General features: G+C 72.9%; 12 protein-coding genes. 8 read left to right on the top strand and 4 right to left on the bottom strand.

Annotated elements, in window-relative coordinates:
- Positions 1–116 precede the first annotated feature (116 nt).
- A complete protein-coding gene (locus tag M1O15_RS11685) occupies positions 117–2141 on the bottom strand; it encodes a Xaa-Pro dipeptidyl-peptidase (RefSeq protein WP_248633567.1) in 2025 nt (674 codons plus the stop codon).
- Positions 2142–2519: 378 nt separating this feature from the next.
- On the opposite strand from M1O15_RS11685, the gene M1O15_RS11680 reads away from it, so the two are divergent.
- Both M1O15_RS11680 and M1O15_RS11675 read left to right on the top strand, forming a co-directional pair.
- A complete protein-coding gene (locus M1O15_RS11680) occupies positions 2520–4064 on the top strand; it encodes a M1 family metallopeptidase (protein ID WP_248633565.1) in 1545 nt (514 codons plus the stop codon).
- Between the two features lie 194 nt (positions 4065–4258).
- Entirely contained in the window at positions 4259–5308 is a 1050-nt protein-coding gene (locus M1O15_RS11675; RefSeq protein ID WP_248633751.1) for a LacI family DNA-binding transcriptional regulator, read from the top strand.
- 93 nt (positions 5309–5401) lie between these two features.
- On the opposite strand, the gene M1O15_RS11670 is transcribed toward M1O15_RS11675, so the two are convergent.
- A complete protein-coding gene (locus M1O15_RS11670) occupies positions 5402–8194 on the bottom strand; it encodes a glycosyl hydrolase (RefSeq protein ID WP_248633563.1) in 2793 nt (930 codons plus the stop codon).
- A 258-nt stretch (positions 8195–8452) separates the two neighbouring features.
- On the opposite strand from M1O15_RS11670, the gene M1O15_RS11665 reads away from it, so the two are divergent.
- The 4 genes from M1O15_RS11665 (at position 8453) to M1O15_RS11650 (ending at position 13255) form a co-directional block, all read left to right on the top strand.
- Entirely contained in the window at positions 8453–9754 is a 1302-nt protein-coding gene (locus M1O15_RS11665) for an ABC transporter substrate-binding protein (RefSeq protein WP_248633561.1), read from the top strand.
- Positions 9755–9970: 216 nt separating this feature from the next.
- Positions 9971–10894 (top strand): carbohydrate ABC transporter permease, encoded by a 924-nt coding sequence (locus tag M1O15_RS11660; RefSeq protein WP_248633750.1) that lies wholly within the window; start codon positions 9971–9973, stop codon positions 10892–10894.
- On the top strand, positions 10891–11790 hold the full coding sequence (locus tag M1O15_RS11655; RefSeq protein ID WP_248633559.1) for a carbohydrate ABC transporter permease: 900 nt from the start codon (positions 10891–10893) through the stop codon (positions 11788–11790). The genes M1O15_RS11660 and M1O15_RS11655 overlap by 4 nt, the downstream gene beginning before the upstream one ends.
- A 46-nt stretch (positions 11791–11836) precedes the next feature.
- Positions 11837–13255 carry a GH1 family beta-glucosidase gene (locus M1O15_RS11650; RefSeq protein WP_248633557.1) on the top strand — a complete coding sequence of 473 codons (1419 nt, stop codon included), beginning with the start codon at positions 11837–11839 and terminating at the stop codon, positions 13253–13255.
- A 9-nt stretch (positions 13256–13264) separates the two neighbouring features.
- On the opposite strand, the gene M1O15_RS11645 is transcribed toward M1O15_RS11650, so the two are convergent.
- Complete coding sequence (locus M1O15_RS11645; protein ID WP_248633553.1) at positions 13265–14206, bottom strand: oxygenase MpaB family protein; 942 nt, start codon at positions 14204–14206, stop codon at positions 13265–13267.
- Positions 14207–14402: 196 nt separating this feature from the next.
- Here M1O15_RS11645 and sph point away from each other — a divergent pair, with 196 nt between their 5' ends.
- A complete protein-coding gene (sph, locus tag M1O15_RS11640) occupies positions 14403–15398 on the top strand; it encodes a sphingomyelin phosphodiesterase (protein WP_248633551.1) in 996 nt (331 codons plus the stop codon).
- On the opposite strand, the gene M1O15_RS11635 is transcribed toward sph, so the two are convergent.
- The gene (locus M1O15_RS11635; protein ID WP_248633550.1) at positions 15395–16177 is read right to left on the bottom strand and encodes a GNAT family N-acetyltransferase; all 783 of its coding nucleotides are present in this window, start codon (positions 16175–16177) and stop codon (positions 15395–15397) included. The two genes, sph and M1O15_RS11635, sit on opposite strands and share 4 nt — an antisense overlap.
- A 207-nt stretch (positions 16178–16384) precedes the next feature.
- On the opposite strand from M1O15_RS11635, the gene M1O15_RS11630 reads away from it, so the two are divergent.
- Entirely contained in the window at positions 16385–17185 is an 801-nt protein-coding gene (locus M1O15_RS11630) for an SAM-dependent methyltransferase (RefSeq protein WP_248633549.1), read from the top strand.
- The last annotated feature ends 17 nt before the right edge of the window (positions 17186–17202 follow it).

The raw sequence follows: 17202 nt of genomic DNA, 5'->3' as shown, positions 1-17202 counted from the left end.
GGGGTGCTGGAGGCGCCCGATGGACCCGTTCGGGTGACAGTGCTTTCGGCCTCGCGGTCGGCCGGTCCCGTCGTCCCCGGCCGGTGCGGAAGGGCACCGGCCGGGGGCGGGGGCTGTCAGCGGCCGGCGTCCGGGATCGCCGGGCCGTCGCGGCGCGGCGCCGCCGGAAGCCCGGGCGGCGGGGTGGACGACGGTGCCGAGCGGTGCGCGTCCGGCGGGGGCGGTACGGCGGTGGCGCGCAGGAAGGCGGCGGGGCCGCCGACCAGCGGCAGCCGGGCCGAGGTGCGGGCCAGGTCCAGGGTGAGGGACGGGGTGGTGTCGGGCGGGTCGATCAGCCCCCGGTCGGTGCCGGCCACGATCAGGGCGAGCCGGTGGCCGGCCGGGACGACATGGTCGGCGTGGGCCAGGTCGATGGTGATCCGGCGGGCCTTGCCGGGGGTGAGGGGGCGGCCCCTGTCCGGGTCGGCCCAGGTGCCGAGGTCGGCCCAGCCGCGGCTGAAGACGGTGTGGCCGACCTCGGCGGTCTTCGGCTCGGTCTCCTTGTAGCAGGCGCTGTCCCCCGGGGTGCTCGCGCCCCAGCAGGTGCGGTGCGCCAGGGTGGTGATGCCCTCGCCGGCGGCGGTGTAGTCCCGGATGGTGGCGGGGCCGAGGTCCACCAGGACGGCGCTCAGATGGGCGCTGGTGGTGCTGGGCGCGGCGGTGACGGTGACGCTGCCGGATCCGGCCAGCCGCAGGTCCCGGCCGAGCGGGCGGGAGACGAAGGCGGCCTTCTCCGGGGTGGCGGCGTCCACGTGGGCGGCCCAGTCGGCCTCGCTCAGCGCAGGGTCGTCGGTGAAGGCGGCGGTGGCGCCGGGGCGGGCCGGGAGCAGTCCGAGGCCGCCGGGGCCCTGGCCGGTCGCGGGCCGGGGGCGCAGGGTGGTGGTGGCGGTGGTGCGGGGCGGCCACACCTTGTCGGTGGACCACCGGCCCGGGGCGCGTTCGACGTCGGCCATGGGTTCGCGGTCGACGCCGTTGTCGTAGCCGAGGAGGTAGTGGTCGAACCAGCGGTGCAGGGTGGGCACCCAGTCGGCGCGGCGGAAGTCGAAGGGGTCGACATGGCCGGTCTGGGACAGCCACAGCTTGCGCTCGACGCCCGCCTCGGCGAGCGCGTTCCACCAGGGGCCGAGGTGGTTGGTGCGGACGTTCAGGTCCTGCTGGCCGTGGACGGCGAAGACGCTGGCCCGGACCTTGCGGGCGTCGGGCACGTAGTCGCGCTCGTCCCACAGCGGGGTGCGGTCGCCGCTGCGCGGGGCGCCGTCCACCAGGGCCTGCTGGACATGGCCGCAACGGGCCCGGGCGGCCGGGCTGTTGACGTAGTCGGACAGCCACTCGGGGCCGGAGTCGTAGAGCGGGGCGCCCTGCGAGAAGTAGTAGTCGTACCAGGAGGAGATGGCCCCGATCGGGACGATGGTCTTCAGTCCGCGGACGCCGGTGGCGGCGACGCCGTTGGCGACGGTGCCGTCCCAGCTCTTGCCGATCATGCCGGTGGCCCCGGTGGACCAGCCGGTGGCGCGGGCGGGGGTGGAGCCGGTACGGGTGGTGTAGCCGCGGGCGCGTCCGTTCAGCCAGTCGACGACGGCCTTGGCGGAGAGGACGTCGGAGCGGCCGCCGACGTCCACACAGCCGTCGGAACGACTGGTTCCGGCCAGGTCCACGGCGGCGAAGGCGTAGCCGCGGGGCACGAAGTAGTTGTCGTAGTAGAGCGGCAGGCCGACCGGGGCGCCGTTGGCGTCATAGGTCTTCTTCTGGCTCTCGTTGCCCCGTCCGCAGCAGGAGTAGTACGGACTGGCGTCCATGATCACGGGGACCTTGCGGCCGGCCGCCGCGGGTTCGCGGGGCCGCACGATGTCCACGGCCACCCGGTCGGCGCGGCCGTCGCGGTCGCCGTCCAGCCCGGTGTCCACCCACACCGACTCCCGGACGGCACCGGCGTAGTCGTACACCGGCTGGGACACCTTCGGCGGGGCGGGGCGCGCCGTGGCGCCGGCGGCGGGGAGGAGGACGGAGAGCAGGGCGGCCGCGGCGGTCAGCGCGAGGGTTCTCCCCGGCCTCGGCCAACGGGCTCTTCCCGGGGTCTTGTTGACGTGCACATGTGGGCGCATGGGAGGGCAAGCTACCGGGGCGCGGGCGGCCGCGACAGGGGGGCGCGCCCCCGGGCCGGAGCCGCACCGGCCCCTGCGCGGACCCATGCCGACGTGCGCCGGTCGCGGTGCCCGCGCCCGCCGGCGGGATCGCTCAGCCCACCACCGCCCGGGTGAAGCGGCGCAGGGCGAGGCGGCCGAGGGCGCCGTACCGGCGGTCAGGGCCGTGAGCTCCGGACCCCGGCGGCAGACCACATGTCGGCCGGATGGCGATCTTGTGTCGAGGGTGGCCATGTGCATGACTGGGCCATCAAATCCCGCATAGCCTGCGGATGTTCCTCACCGAACACGACCTTCGTTCCACCCGACCCTCCGTCCCCACGACTTGGAGAGTTTGACGTGCACCGCAGACTGATCGTCCCGAGCGCACTCGCTGCGTCGCTGCTGCTGGCGATCCCGGCATCGGCGGCCGACTACGTTCCCGGCGCGGCGGGCATCGGCGATGCCTACTACCCGGCGAGCGGCAACGGCGGCTACGACGTGTCGCACTACGACCTGCGACTCACCTACCAGCCGAAGACCGACCTGCTGGAGGGCACGGCGACCATCGTCGCCACCACCACGCAGAAGCTGTCCCGCTTCAACCTCGACCTCGGCCTGAAGGTCAGCGAGGTCCGGGTCAACGGCCGCAAGGCCGCCTTCGCCACCTCCGGCGACCACGAGCTGGAGGTCACCCCGGCCGCCCCGCTGGACAAGGGCAAGGAGATCTCGGTCGTCGTCCGGTACGCGGGCAAGCCCTCCGAGCTGAAGATCGGCGGCTGGAGCGCCTGGCACCGCACCCCCGACGGCGGCGTGGCCGCGCAGGAGCCGGACTCCGCGGTGTGGTGGTTCCCGTCCAACGACCACCCGCTCGACAAGGCGACCTACGACGTCTCGATCTCCGTGCCGGACGGCACCCAGGCGATCAGCAACGGCGTGCTCCAGTCGCAGTCCTCCAAGCTGGGCTGGACCCGCTACAACTGGCGCTCCAACAAGCCGCAGGCCTCCTACCTGGCCACCCTCGCCATCGGCAAGTTCGACATCACCACCGACAAGACGGCCAAGGGCCTGCCGGTCCTCAACGCCTACAGCAGGGACCTCGGCGACAACGCGGGCGCCGCCCGGGCCAGCATCGAGCGCACCACCGAGGTCGCCGAGTGGCTGGAGGAGGTCTTCGGCCCCTACCCGTTCAACGCGCTGGGCGGCTACGTCCCCAACGTCACCAGCGGCTACGCCCTGGAGACCCAGACCCGCCCGTTCTACAGCCCGCGCCAGTTCGCAGGCGGCTCCAACGTCTCCGTGGTGGTGCACGAGCTGGCCCACCAGTGGTACGGCGACAGCGTCTCGGTCAAGGGCTGGAAGGACATCTGGGTCAACGAGGGCTTCGCCCGCTACAGCCAGTGGCTGTGGTCGGAGAAGGAGGGTGAGGGCACCGCGCAGGAACTGGCGGACTACGTCTACGCGCTCCACCCGGCCGACGACCCGTTCTGGACCGTCAAGCCGGGCGACCCGGGCCCGGACAACCAGTTCGACATCGCGGTCTACGACCGGGGCGCGCTCGCCCTGCAGGCGCTGCGCAACGCTGTCGGGGACCAGCACTTCTTCGCCATTCTCCAGGGCTGGCCGCAGAAGTTCGCGCACGGCAACGCCTCGGTGGGCGACTTCGTGAAGTACGCCGAGCAGGTCTCCGGCAAGCCGCTGGCCGGCCTCTTCGACACCTGGTTGTACCAGCCGTCCAAGCCGGCCGCCTCCGCGGCGGCCGGGAAGCGCTCGGCCCGCAAGGCGGTCGTCGGCGCGCCCGGCCAGGCCCGTACGAAGTCCCAGGCCACCCCGGCCAAGCCGGCCCAGCCGAAGTCCTGGAAGAAGATCGCCGCCACCAACTCGGTCCACGACCACGACCACTGAGGAGTACGGGGGTCCGGCACCCCCGCGCCTCGCTCCGCCCCGGCCCGAATCGGCCGGGGCGGCCACCGTCCGGATCTCGCAATCCCGCCGCCCCACTGACCGAGAGAGCGCTCTCAGCTGTCTGTGCGACCGGCTACCCTGCTGGGGTAGCCGTTCCGCCCGCCCCGCAGCCGAGGAGCCGTCCCGTGTCCACCATGTCCGACCCGACCGCAGCCGGCGCCCGCCCCACCCTGGAGGCCGTCGCCGCGCACGCGGGCGTCTCCCGGGCGACGGTGTCCCGCGTGGTCAACGGCGGGGCGGGGGTGCGCCAGCCGCTGGCGGAGAAGGTGCGCCGGGCGGTCGAGGAGCTGGGCTACGTCCCCAACCACGCGGCCCGCACCCTGGTGACCCGGCGCAACGGGGCGGTGGCGGTGATCATCGCCGAGCCGGAGTTCCGTATCTTCTCCGACCCCTTCTTCGAGCAGCAGGTGCGCGGCATCAGCCGGGAGCTGACCGCGCACGACTCCCAGCTGGTGCTGCTCTGGGTGGAGGGCCCGGGCGACTACGACCGGATCGCCCGGTACCTGGGCGGCGGGCATGTGGACGGGGCGCTAGCCTTCTCGGTGCACAACGACGACGAGCTGCCCTCGATCATCCGGCGCACCGGGGTGCCGGCGGTCTTCGGCGGGCGGCCGGGCTGGCCGGGCGCCACGGCCGACCAGGCGGTGCCGTATGTGGACTGCGACAACCGGGGCGGGGGGCGGCTGGCCGTACGCCATCTGCTGGACCTCGGCCGCGAGCGGATCGCGCATATCGCCGGGCCGCGCGATCAAACCTCGGCCCTGGACCGGGGCGACGGCTACCGGGACGTGCTGCTGGGCGCCGATCCCGGGCTGACCGCCCAGGGCGACTTCACCGCGGCCAGCGGGGCCCGGGCGATGGCGGAGCTGCTGGAGCGGCGGCCGCGGCTGGACGCGGTGTTCGCGGCGAACGACCTGATGGCCTCCGGCGCGCTCGGGGTGCTGCGGGAGCGCGGTCTGCGGGTGCCGGAGGACGTGGCGCTGGTCGGCTTCGACGACGTGGTGTCGGTCGCCGAGTCCACCGACCCGCCGCTGACCACGGTGCGGCAGGACATCGAGGGCATGGGGCGGCTGATGGTCCGGCTGCTGATGCGGGTGCTCCACCAGGTCGAGCCCGAGCCCGGGGCGGACACCCCGGGCTCGGTGATCATGCCGGTGGAGCTGGTGCGGAGGGCCTCCGCCTGAGCCGGGCCGGGGTGCCCGGGTTCGCCGTCCGCCGCCACCGTCTCCCCGTGGACCGTTGGGCCGGTCCACGGAGGCGGGCCCCCGGCGGTACTCCTACTGGTAGGGGATGACGAGCACCGAGCGGTCGGTGCCGGTCTGCACCCGGGCGGTGCCGTTGCCGATGGCGCTCCACACCTCCAGCCGGACGGTGCCCCCGCGCAGGTCGCCGAGGGTTCCGGTGGCCGACTTCAGCCCGCGGGCCTGGCCGTACTCCTCCCAGCCGGCCACCGGGTCGGTGGCGAAGTAGTGGTACGTCTCACTGCGCTCGAAGGTGCCGTCGCCGGTCAGGTCGTAGCTGACCCGGGCCTGCTGGCCCAGCCCGACCGCGGTGCCGGCGTCCACCTGGAGGCGGAAGGCGGTGGTGGCGCCGGACCGCAGGGTGCCGTTGACCCCGCGGGCCTCGTAGACCAGCGGCTGGTGCGGGGTGCCGTCGTGGTTGCCGCCGCCCGCCGAGGCGAGGGTGTCGCTGCCGGCGGTGCCTCCGGTGGCGGTGGTCAGCGCCCCGCCGGTGCGCAGCTGGAAGGTGTTGCCGGTCGGCGGGTCGGGATCCGGGTCCGGGTCGCCGCCGGTGCCGGTCCCGGTGGCGGTGGAGCGGGCCGGGACGGTCAGCGTGGCGCCGTCGGAGAAGGTGACGGTACGGGCGGTCGAACCGTAATTGTGGGCGGCGTAGGTGCGGGTGGTGCCCTTGCTGAAGACCGCCGAGGTCGGCAGGTCACCGGTGACCGCGGTGTCCGGGGCGCCGAGCGAGTCCAGGGTGGTCAGCCAGTGGTACGTATGGGCCCTGGACTCCCCCGCCTCCGGGGTGTAGCCGCCGCCCGAGGCGTCCCACTTCGCCTTGGCCGCGGCCGGGTCGGCGAGTGACTGGAACTCCCAGAGGATGTCCCGCCATTCGACCGCCGGGCCGCCGTTCTCCCGTTCCATCTCGGCGATGTTGCGGCGGACGGCCGCCTTGTCGCCGGCCAGGTGGAGCGAACCGCCCGTCACCGGCAGGACGTTGATCCCGTGGATCTCTTCCGGGTTGGCGGTCCACCAGGTGGCGTAGGCGCCGCCGCTGCCCCAGACCATGCCGACCGTGTCATGGCCGAAGGAGCCGGGGAAGACCTGCTGGTCGGCGTCGAACCAGTACTGGGCGACGGCCTCGGACTCGGTGGTCAGCAGATAGACGCCGAGGTCGCGCAGCGCGGTGTCACCGGTGGCGGCGCCGTACAGCACCAGCCCGGCGCTGAGGTTGGTGGACTCCGAGGAGGACTCCTGGTTGTTGCCGGCGGCGAAGCCCTGGTGGCCGGAGGCCCAGCTGTGCCCGGCGTAGACGTCGAAGCCGCGCAGGAAGGGGAAGGCGGAGTCGGTGCGGCTGGGGTTGGCCGCGTCGCGCACCAGGGTCCTCACCATGCCGCCCCAGGCGGAGTCGGCGGCCCAGCCCGGGTCGTACTGGGCGACGATCGCCGCCGCGTAGACGTAGTACGAGTAGTGGAAGTGGTGGTCGTTGAGCTCGGTGTCGCTGCCGTACGAGGCCGGGTAGCCGATCAGCGTCTTCCAGTCCCGGTCGTAGGCGAAGCCACTGGCGCCCCCGGCCGTGAACCACTCTTGCAGCCGCCCCTTGAGCAGCCCGAGCAGCTTGTCCCGGGTGGCCGTCTCACCGATCTGCTCGGCGATCGGCACCAGTTGGGCGAGCCGGCCGAGCGCCTTGCCGGTCCAGTAGGTGTCCACCGCGCCGGAGAACGGGTCGGCCGCGTTCGCCGCCTCGTTCAGATAGCCGCGCAGCCGGGCCGCGTCGGTGCCGCCCGCCTTGGGCAGCGCGGGCAGGGCGCTCGCCGCGCGCTGGCTGGTGGTGAAGGAGGCGGCCTCGCGGACCTTCATGGTGCCCCGGGGCGAGACATAGGTGTACGGGGTCAGCGGGTCGGCCGTGTGCAGCCACTGGTGGCGGTAGAGGGCCTGGAGGGTGCCGCGCTCGGTGCCCTCCTGCGGCTGGGTGGTGACGCCGTAGGTGGCCCGGACCGTGCCGCCGCCGTAGCTCCAGGTCGCCTTGGAGTCGGTGACGAAGCTGAACGCGTACTTCCGGTAGGTGGCCAGCGCGTCGGTGGACGGCAGTACGGCGAGCGAGAAGTAGTCCTTGCCGGCCAGGCCCGCGGTGATCTCGGTGCCGGAGACGTTCCAGTCGGCACCCGTGGGGGCGAACAGCGCGTAGTGGTGGCCGCCGACGGTGATGCCGAGGACGTTGCCCTGGTCGGCGAAGACGGTGGGCGCGGAGGCGGTGCTGATCCGCGCGTTGCCGCCGCCGCCCTTGGCGTAGACGTACGGGGAGCCGTGGCCGATCGTGGTGCGCAGGGTGCGGGCGCCGTCCGACCAGTACGGCGTCACCGTCCAGTCCGACCAGGCGTCGGCCCTGGTGTCGGGGGAGTTGAGGCCGGTGAGCCCCAGGGTGAGGTCGCGCTTGTGGGCGTACTCGTACTGCCGTCCGTCGCCGACGATCGCGGGCGAGGTCGGGTAGCCGATGTCCAGCCCGGCGGAGGTGGCCTGGTAGGTCAGCGGATGCCCGTACATGGGCGCGCCCCAGGGGTTGTCGCCGTAGCGCTGGAAGGCCAGCGAGGACCACCAGTCGTTGGTGGGCACCGGCTTGCCCTGGGCGCTGGGGCCGAGCTTGGGGGTGACCGGGGCGCCGGTGTCGGTGGTGGGCCCCGAGGTGCCGGCGGGCCGGGTGTCGGAGTAACTCCCCGCCCCCACCGGGATGGTGGCCGCGGCGGCGGGGGACGCGGTGACGGCGGTGAGACCGGAGGCCGCGAGCGCGGCGGCCAGCAGCATGGCGGAGGGTCTGGAGAGGAGTGCGGCTCGGCTGCGGGGGGATGGCATGGGCAGCACCTCGGGGGTGGCGGGAGAGCGTTTCGAGAGCGCTCTCAGGTGCCCAGGAACGTAAAACTCCTGAAACAGGACTGTCAATACATCGGAAACACAGCACACTTGTTGACGTGTCACAGCCGTTACGCGTTCGAGGCTTGACGGAGGCGGGCCCTGCGCGGGACGCTCCAGACGCAGATTCTGAGAGCGCTCTCAGGCTGTGCTGCTCGCAGCATGCCGTTCCGAGCGTCCCCGTGCCTAGGAGGCCCGCCCATGCCCATCCCCCGAGCCACCGTGCGCAGGACGGCCGCCCGTCTCGGCGCGGTCGCCCTCACCGGCGCCCTGCTCGCCGCCTGCGGATCCGGCGGCTCCGACAACGCGGGCGGCGACGGCAGGACCACCCTGACCGTCGACCTGTTCGGGTCGTTCGGCTACAAGGAGGCCGGGCTCTACGCCGAGTACCAGAAGCTCCATCCGAACATCACGATCAAGCAGACCGACACCCAGGACGAGCAGGACTACTGGAAGTCCCTCCAGACCAGGCTCGCCGGGGGCGGCGGCCTCGCCGACGTCCAGGGCATCGAGGTGGGCCGGATCGCCTCCGTCACCCAGCAGCAGTCCGACAAGTTCGAGGACCTCGGCCGGTTCGGGGCGGGCGACCTGAAGAAGGAGTTCGCCGACTTCAAGTGGTCCGCGGCGACCACCAAGGACGGCAAGGTCCTGGGCCTCGGCACCGACACCGGCCCCGAGGCGATGTGCTACCGCACCGACCTCTTCCAGCAGGCCGGGCTGCCCACCGACCGCGAGGAGCTCGCCGCCAAGTGGTCCAGCTGGGACGGCTACCTCGACCTCGGCAAGCAGTACAAGGCCAAGGCCCCGAAGAACAGCGCCTGGCTGGACAGCGTCGGCAGCCTCTTCACCATCATGATCGGCCAGGAGGAGGAGCGGTACTACAACGCCTCCGGTGAGCTGGTCTACGAGGACAACCCGGCCGTCCAGACCGCCTGGGACGCCGCCACCAAGGCCGCCGACGCCGGGCTGAGCGCCAAGCTCGACCAGTGGTCGCCCCAGTGGAACCAGGCCTTCTCCGCGGGCTCCTTCGCCACGATCCCCTGCCCGGCGTGGATGCTCGGCTACATCAAGGGCCAGGCCGGGGACGCCGGCAAGGGCAAGTGGGACATCGCCAAGCTGCCGGGTGGCGCGGGGAACTGGGGCGGCTCCTATCTGAGCGTCCCGCGCGCCGCCAAGCACAAGAAGGAGGCGTACGAGCTGGTCAAGTGGCTCACCGCGCCCGAGCAGCAGGCCAAGCTGTTCCGCAAGGTCGGCAACTTCCCGTCCTCCACGGGCGCCATCGCCAAGGTCGCCGACGCGAGTGACCCCTACTTCTCGGGGGCCCCGATCGGCCGCATCTTCGGCGACGCGGCCAAGGCGGCCCCAGTGCAGGTGCTGGGCGTGCACGACAAGAACGTGGCCGACCAGATCACCAACGCGCTGAGCGAGGTCGAGCGCAAGGGGACGGCGCCGGAGAAGGCGTGGTCCAACGCCAGGAAGGGCGTCGCCAACGTCACGGGGTGACGGTGGGGCTGGGTGGGAGGTGGAGGGTTCCGTGGGGAGGTGCCCCGCCCCTTCCCACACCCCTCCCCGGCCCGCCAACGGGCCGCCACGCTGTGCAGATCCACCCGCGGCAGCGCGGCCACCGGCCCGCAGCCGAAGACCCGACCAACGAAGGACCGCACCGTGTCCATAGTCGCCCCCGAAGAGCCCCCGGCCACCACCGCGGTGGCCGGCGCCGTGAGACGGCCGCCGCGTGCGCCCGCCGTGCGGCGGTTCGCCAAGAGCGCCGGGCCGTACGCCTACATCGCCCCGTTCTTCACGCTGTTCGCCGCCTTCGGGCTGTTCCCGCTGGTGTACACCGCGTTCGTCTCGCTGTACCGGGTGGAGTTGCAGACGCCCGGGCAGATGGAGTGGCGCGGGTTCGGGAACTACGCCGCGCTGTTCACGGACGAGTTCTTCTGGCTCTCGCTGCGGAACACGTTCACCATCGGGGTGCTCTCGACGGTGCCGCAGCTGGTGATGGCGCTGGGGCTGGCGCATCTGCTCAACTACAAGCTGCGCGGGCGGACGTTCTTCCGGACGGCGATGCTGCTGCCGTACGCCACCTCGGTGGCCGCGGCCACGCTGGTGTTCGCGCAGCTCTTCGGGCGGGACTTCGGGCTGATCAACTACGTGCTCAGGCTGGTCGGTTTCGGGCCGGTGGACTGGCAGACCGGGACGGTCGCCTCGCAGATCGCGGTGTCGACCATCGTGATCTGGCGGTGGACGGGGTACAACGCGCTGATCTACCTGGCCGGCATGCAGTCGATCCCGACCGAGCTGTACGAGGCCGCGGAGATGGACGGGGCCTCGCGCTGGCGGCAGTTCCTGCATGTGACGCTGCCGGGGCTGCGGCCGACAATCGTGTTCACGGCAGTCGTGTCGACCATCGGGGCCACGCAGTTGTTCGGTGAGCCGCTGCTGTTCGAGGGCAGCGTCTCCGGCGGTATCTCGCACCAGTACCAGACGCTCGGGCTGTACATGTACGAGCAGGGCTGGGGCTTCTTCCACCTGGGGCGCGCCGCGGCGATCGCCTGGGTGATGTTCCTGCTCATCGTGGTGCTGGTCGGGGCCAATGCCCTGGTCGCGCGCCGCCGTCTGCGTAAGGAGGCCGGGCGATGACCACGCTGGTCGAGCCGCCGGTCAAGGAGGCACCGGTGGAGAAGCCGCCGCGACGGCGGCCCTCGCGGGGGGCCGGGAAGACCATGCGGGCGGGGTGGCTGACGTACGCGATCATGGTCGTCGCGGTGCTGGTGTCCGCGTTCCCGTTCTACTGGACGATCGTCGCGGCGAGCCGGTCCAACGCCGATCTGGCGCAGGTGCCGCCGTCGTTGCTGCCCGGGCCGAATCTGATGGCCAACTTCGAGGCGGTGATGGAGGAGGCCGACATCGGGCTGGCGCTGCTGAACTCGCTGATCGTGTCGGGTTCGATCACCGTGGGGACGGTGCTGTGCTGCACGCTGGCCGGGTTCGCCTTCGCCAAGCTGCGGTTCCGGGGGCGGGGCGCGCTGCTGGCGCTGACGGTGGGGACCATGATGATCCCGCCGCAGCTGGGGGTGATCCCGCTGTTCATGGTGATCGCGAAGCTGGAGTGGGTGAACCAGCTCCAGTCGGTGATCCTGCCGGGGCTGGTGTCGGCGTTCGGGGTGTTCTTCATGCGGCAGTTCCTGGTGCAGACGCTGCCGGACGAGCTGATCGAGGCGGCGCGGGTGGACGGGGCATCCTCGGCGCGGATCTTCTGGTCGATCGTGGTGCCGATCGCCCGGCCGGGGATGGCGGTGCTGGGGCTGCTGACCTTCATGGCCGCCTGGAACGACTTCTTCTGGCCGATCGTGGCGCTCTCCTCGCAGAACCCGACGGTGCAGGTGGCCCTGCGCCAGTTGGGCGGCGGGTACGTCCAGGACCAGTCCGTGATCATGGCCGGCACGCTGCTGGGCACGCTGCCGGTGCTGCTGGTGTTCGGGCTGCTGGGACGGCAGATCGTCGGCGGCATCATGCAGGGCGCCGTCAAGGGCTGAGTGCGTTTTCCTTCCTCTTCTTACGACCGTTGGGAGCCATGTACCGATGACCGCCGTCGACGCACGCCCGCAGGGCCAGGTGGAGTCCGGGCTGCTGTTTCCCGCCGGGTTCCGGTGGGGTACCGCCACCGCCGCGTACCAGATCGAGGGGGCGGCGGCCGAGGACGGCCGTACGCCGTCGATCTGGGACGTCTTCAGCCGTACGCCGGGCAAGGTCCGCAACGGCGACACCGGGGACATCGCGGCCGACCACTACCACCGGATGCGCGAGGACGTGGCGCTGATGCGGGAGCTGGGGGTGAGCGACTACCGGTTCTCGGTGTCCTGGTCGCGGGTGCAGCCGACCGGGCGGGGGCCGGCCGTGCGGAAGGGGCTGGACTTCTACCGGCGGCTCACCGACGAGTTGCGGGAGGCGGGGATCCGGCCGGTGGCGACGCTGTACCACTGGGATCTGCCGCAGGAGCTGGAGGCGGCGGGCGGCTGGCCGCACCGGGAGACGGCGGAGCGGTTCGCCGAGTACGCGGGGCTGGTGGCGGGGGCGCTGGGTGACCGGGTGGCCACCTGGACGACCCTGAACGAGCCGTGGTGCGCGGCGTTCCTGGGCTACGGGTCCGGGGTGCACGCCCCGGGTCGTACGGAGCCGGCGGCGGCGCTGCGGGCGGCGCACCACTTCAATCTGGGGCACGGGCTGGCGGTGCGGGCGCTGCGGGCGGCGCTGCCCGGGGCGGCGGAGGTGTCGCTGACGCTGAACCTGCACGCGATCCGGCCGCTGAGCGGGGCGGAGGCGGACCGGGACGCGGCGCGGCGGATCGACGCGCTGGGGAACCGGGTGTTCCTGGACCCGGTGTTCCACGGCCGGCTGCCGAAGGACCTGGTGGCGGACACGGCGGGGCTGACGGACTGGTCGTTCGTCCGGGACGGGGACCTGGCGGTGGCTTCGGAGCCGATCGACTCGCTGGGCATCAACTACTACTCCCCCACGGTGGTGGGGGCGGGGACGTCGGAGTCGCCGTCGCCGTGGCCGGGTGCGGAGGACCGGGTGCGGTTCGTGCCGGCGCCGGGGCCGCGTACCGCGATGGACTGGCCGGTGGACGCGGACGGGCTGTACGAGCTGCTGACCCGGCTGCGGGACGAGCTGCCCGAGGTGCCGCTGGTGATCACCGAGAACGGGGCGGCGTACGACGACTACGCGGACCCGTCGGGCGCGGTGCACGATCCGGAGCGGGTGGCCTATCTGCACGCCCATCTGGCGGCGGTGCACCGGGCGTTGGTGGACGGGGTGGACGTACGCGGGTACTTCCTCTGGTCGTTGCTGGACAACTTCGAGTGGGCGTACGGCTACGGGAAGCGGTTCGGCATCGTGCACGTGGACTTCGCCACCCAGCGGCGTACGCCGAAGGACAGTGCCCGGTGGTACGCGGAGGTGGTGGCCCGGGGCGGGCTGGCCGGGCCGTCGGAGGGGTGAGCGGGCGGGTCAGCGGCCGGGGGCCGGGGGGCTGCGCCGGGCCTCCTGCCGGGCCTCGTCCCGGGCCTGGCGCCTGGCTTCGCGGGCCATCGGGAGGTAGCGGAGCCGCTCGGGGAGGGCGGGGACGGTGAGGCGGACGATCCGGCAGAAGCGGCGCAGCCGCCGTTCCTGGGCGTCGGTCCAGTCGAGGCCGAGCGCGGCGCGGGCCTCGGGCGGCATCAGCCCGGCGGTGAGGAAGGCCCGGCCGCGGACCAGGGGTGGGGACAGGACCGGCCAGAGGGCACGCAGGGCGAGGCGGAGCGCCCGGGGGCCGCGGTCGGGCGGCGGGACGCGGGCGCCGGGGTCGAGGAGTTCGCGGACGACGGGGGTGGCCTCGATCTCCTCGGCGAGCATGCGGTGGAAGTAGGGGCGGAACTCCTCGATGGTCCGCGGCATGTCCCGGTCGTGGATGCCGAGGATCCGGCCGACCTGGAGCCACTCGGCGTACAGCGCCCGCTGCTGGGCGCCGGTGAGCGGGCGGAAGAGGTAGCGGAAGGCGTGCTCCTGGACCGGGAAACCCGTGGCGTGCACCCAGGCGTAGGTGCCGGGGCGCAGGGCGTGGTAGCGGCGGCCGCGGGTGTCGGTGCCCTGGATGGCGCGGTGCAGTACGCGCAGCCGGCGGCCCTCGCGCGCGGCCTCGGCTCCGCCGTAGACCCACAGCTGGAGTGAGCGCAGGGAGCGTTCGCCGCGGCCCCAGGGGTCGGTGCGGAAGACCGAGTGGGTGTCCACTCCGGCGCCGACGGCGGGGTGGGCCACCTGGAGGGTGAGGGCGGCGGGGAGCATCAGCAGGCTGCGGATGTCGCCGACCAGGCTCCAGAGCACCCCGCCCGAAGGCGGCGGCTCGGGGTCGGGGTGCCGGTCCGCGCGGGGTGTGGCCGGGTGCGGTGAGGAGGCTTCCGGGGTGGTGGTCATCTGCGCCGCTCCGCGCCTTCCGGTGCTGGTGGGGTGGGTGGTGTCCCGCTGTCCAGTATGCGCCGGTGGTGCGGGGTGTTGGCGGAGTGGACCGGTGGGCGCAAGGTCGGGGGCACCGGATGGCTACCGGAAGGTAACCGCGGCTGCTTGGATATGGCCCGCCAGGTCCGACATCCCGCTCCCGTCTGGAGTCTCCGTGCCGCGATCCGTCCAGCCCCGCTCCGTCCGCCGCGCCTTCGGGGCGGTGCTCGCCGCCGCGCTCACCGCCGCCGCCGTGGCGTCCGCACCGGCGGCGAGTGCCGCGCCCGCCGCTCCCCCGGCGGTGGACGTCCTCACGTACAACACCTTCCTGTTCAGCCGGACGCTCTACCCGAACTGGGGCCAGGAGCACCGGGCGAAGGCGATTCCGGCGGCGCCGTTCTTCCAGGGGCACGATGTGGTGGTGCTCCAGGAGGCCTTCGACAACGGCACCTCGGACGCGCTGCTGCGCAACGCGGCCGGCAGGTACCCGTACCAGACGCCGGTGATGGGGCGGAGCAGGAGCGGCTGGGACGCCACCGGCGGCTCGTACTCGGCGACCACGCCGGAGGACGGCGGGGTGAGTGTGCTCAGCAAGTGGCCGATCGTCCGCAAGGAGCAGTACGTCTACAAGGACGCCTGCGGCGCCGACTGGTACTCCAACAAGGGCTTCGTGTACGCGGTGCTGGACGTGAACGGCAGCCGGGTTCATGTGGTGGGCACCCACGCCCAGTCCACCGACCCGGGCTGTGCGGCGGGTGAGGCGGCGGCGGTGCGGAGCCGGCAGTTCAAGGCGGTGGACGCCTTCCTGGACGCCAAGCGGATCCCGGCCTCCGAGCAGGTGCTGGTGGCCGGGGACTACAACGTGGACCGGCACAGCGCCGAGTACGCCTCGATGCTCGCCGACGCGGGCCTGGTGGGCGAGGACAGCCGTACCGGGCACCCGTACTCCTTCGACACCCGGGACAACTCGATCGCCTCCGAGCGCTACCCGGACGACCCCCGTGAGGACCTGGACCACGTGCTGCACCGCGCGGGCCACGCCCGTCCGGCGACATGGGCCAACGAGGTGGTGAAGGAGTCCACGGCGCCCTGGACGGTGTCGAGTTGGGGCACCTCGTACACGTACACCAATCTGTCCGACCACTACCCGGTGGTGGGCTCGGCCCGCTAGCGGCCGGGGGTGTGGACGTACGGGGTGGTGGTGGCGAGCCGGACGAAGCCGAGGCGTTCGAGGATCGGGCGGCTCATCCCGGTGGCGTCGACCTGGAGGTAGCGGTAGCCCTGCTCGGCGGCGATCCGCGCCCGGTGGGCGACCAGCGCCCGGTAGACGCCCCTGCCCCGCCACCCCGGGACGGTGCCGCCGCCCCAGAGTCCGGCGAACGCGGTCCCGGGGGTCAGCTCCAGCCGGGCCGAGGAGACCGGGCGCCCGCCGGCGAGGGCGACCACCGCGGCGGTGGTGCCCGGGTGGGCGGCGAGCCGGTCCAGCATCCGGCGGCGCAGGTCGGAGGCGTCGGTGCCGAACGCCTCCGCGTGGACCCGGGCCACCAGCTCCACCCCGGCCGGGTCGGTGACCGGGTGGAGCTCCACGCCCTCGGGCGGACGGGCGGCGGTGCCGACGCCTCCGGTCTCGGCGACCAGCAGGGTCTCCGGCTCCTCGGCGGTCAGCCCGGCGGCGGCCAGCCGGGCGGCGAGGTCGGCGGGCCCGTCGTGGTCGTAGTGCTTCCACTCGAAGCCGAGGCCGAGGGCGGTGTAGTGCTCCAGCTGCTCGCGGATGGCGCGGTCGGCGGTGTGCGCCTCCAGCCGGGACCAGAGCACCCCGTTCCACGCGTGCGCCGGCCCGGTCTGGCGCACCACGTCCCCGACCCGCTCCACGGTCGCGCCGGGTCCGTCCGGCCGGGCCTCGCGGCGCAGCTGCTCGTCGTACAGGGCTCGTACGGCGTCCTGGTCCATCGTCCGGCTCCCCCGTTCGCCGCGGCCCGCGCCGGCGGCAGGGCCTGCTCGGTGACCACGGGGACGGTAGCCGATGGCGGTGCGGTGCGTCGCGGGGTTTCCCGCGCAGAGGCGGCCGCCGAACCCGGCCGGTCGGCACCGTTCGAAGAGCCCGGCCTTCTGCTATAGCGTCGTGGCAGGCACTGCCGGGCGACGACGGAGCGGTTCATGGACGACGCACGCGATCGGATCGACACCACCACCGCGCACTCCGCACGGGTGTACGACTACATCCTGGGCGGCAAGGACCACTACCTCGTGGACGCCGAGGCGGGCGACGCGATGTGCCGGCACTGGCCGGCGCTGCCGGTGCACATGCGGGAGAACCGGCGGTTCATGCACCGCGCCGTGCGCTACCTCGCCCGGGAGCAGGGCGTCCGCCAGTTCCTGGACATCGGCACCGGTCTGCCCACCGCGCCCAATCTGCACGAGGTGGTGCAGGAGGTGGCGCCGGAGTCCCATGTGGTCTACGTGGACAACGACCCCATCGTGCTGGCGCACGCCCGGGCGCTGCTGCTGAGCTCGCCGCAGGGGGCGACCGCCTACGTCGACGCCGACATGAACGACCCGGACGCGATCCTGGACAGCCCGCAGTTCCGCTCCCTGCTGGACCTGGACGAGCCGGTCGGCCTGACGATCATCGGCATGCTGCACTTCATCGCCCCGCCGGGCGACCAGGACCTGGTACGGCGGCTGCTGGACCCCCTGCCCTCGGGCAGCTTCCTGGCGCTGACCATCGGCACCGCCGACTTCGCGCCCGAGGAGGTCGGGCGGGTGGCCGAGGAGTACGCCCAGCAGAACATGCCCATGACCCTGCGGGACCTGCCGACCGCGACCTCCTTCTTCGACGGGCTGGAACTGGTCGAGCCCGGTGTCGTCCAGGTCCACAAGTGGCGGCCCGGGCCCGAGCAGGACGGTGTGGACGACCGGGCCATCGCCATGTACGGAGCGGTGGCGCGCAAGCCCTGAAGCGGCCGCGGGTCACC

The sequence above is a fragment of the Streptomyces lichenis genome (assembly GCF_023218175.1).
In the GTDB taxonomy this organism is placed as follows: Bacteria; Actinomycetota; Actinomycetes; order Streptomycetales; family Streptomycetaceae; genus Streptomyces; species Streptomyces lichenis.
This window is presented reverse-complemented; position numbering and strand designations above follow the sequence as displayed.

Coding starts and splice junctions, on each gene's coding strand:
- M1O15_RS11685 (WP_248633567.1), bottom strand. CDS start 2,141: ATGCGCCCACATGTGCACGTCAACAAGACCCCGGGAAGAGCCCGTTGG.
- M1O15_RS11675 (WP_248633751.1), top strand. CDS start 4,259: ATGTCCGACCCGACCGCAGCCGGCGCCCGCCCCACCCTGGAGGCCGTC.
- M1O15_RS11670 (WP_248633563.1), bottom strand. CDS start 8,194: ATGCCATCCCCCCGCAGCCGAGCCGCACTCCTCTCCAGACCCTCCGCC.
- M1O15_RS11665 (WP_248633561.1), top strand. CDS start 8,453: ATGCCCATCCCCCGAGCCACCGTGCGCAGGACGGCCGCCCGTCTCGGC.
- M1O15_RS11655 (WP_248633559.1), top strand. CDS start 10,891: ATGACCACGCTGGTCGAGCCGCCGGTCAAGGAGGCACCGGTGGAGAAG.
- M1O15_RS11650 (WP_248633557.1), top strand. CDS start 11,837: ATGACCGCCGTCGACGCACGCCCGCAGGGCCAGGTGGAGTCCGGGCTG.
- M1O15_RS11645 (WP_248633553.1), bottom strand. CDS start 14,206: ATGACCACCACCCCGGAAGCCTCCTCACCGCACCCGGCCACACCCCGC.
- M1O15_RS11635 (WP_248633550.1), bottom strand. CDS start 16,177: ATGGACCAGGACGCCGTACGAGCCCTGTACGACGAGCAGCTGCGCCGC.
- M1O15_RS11630 (WP_248633549.1), top strand. CDS start 16,385: ATGGACGACGCACGCGATCGGATCGACACCACCACCGCGCACTCCGCA.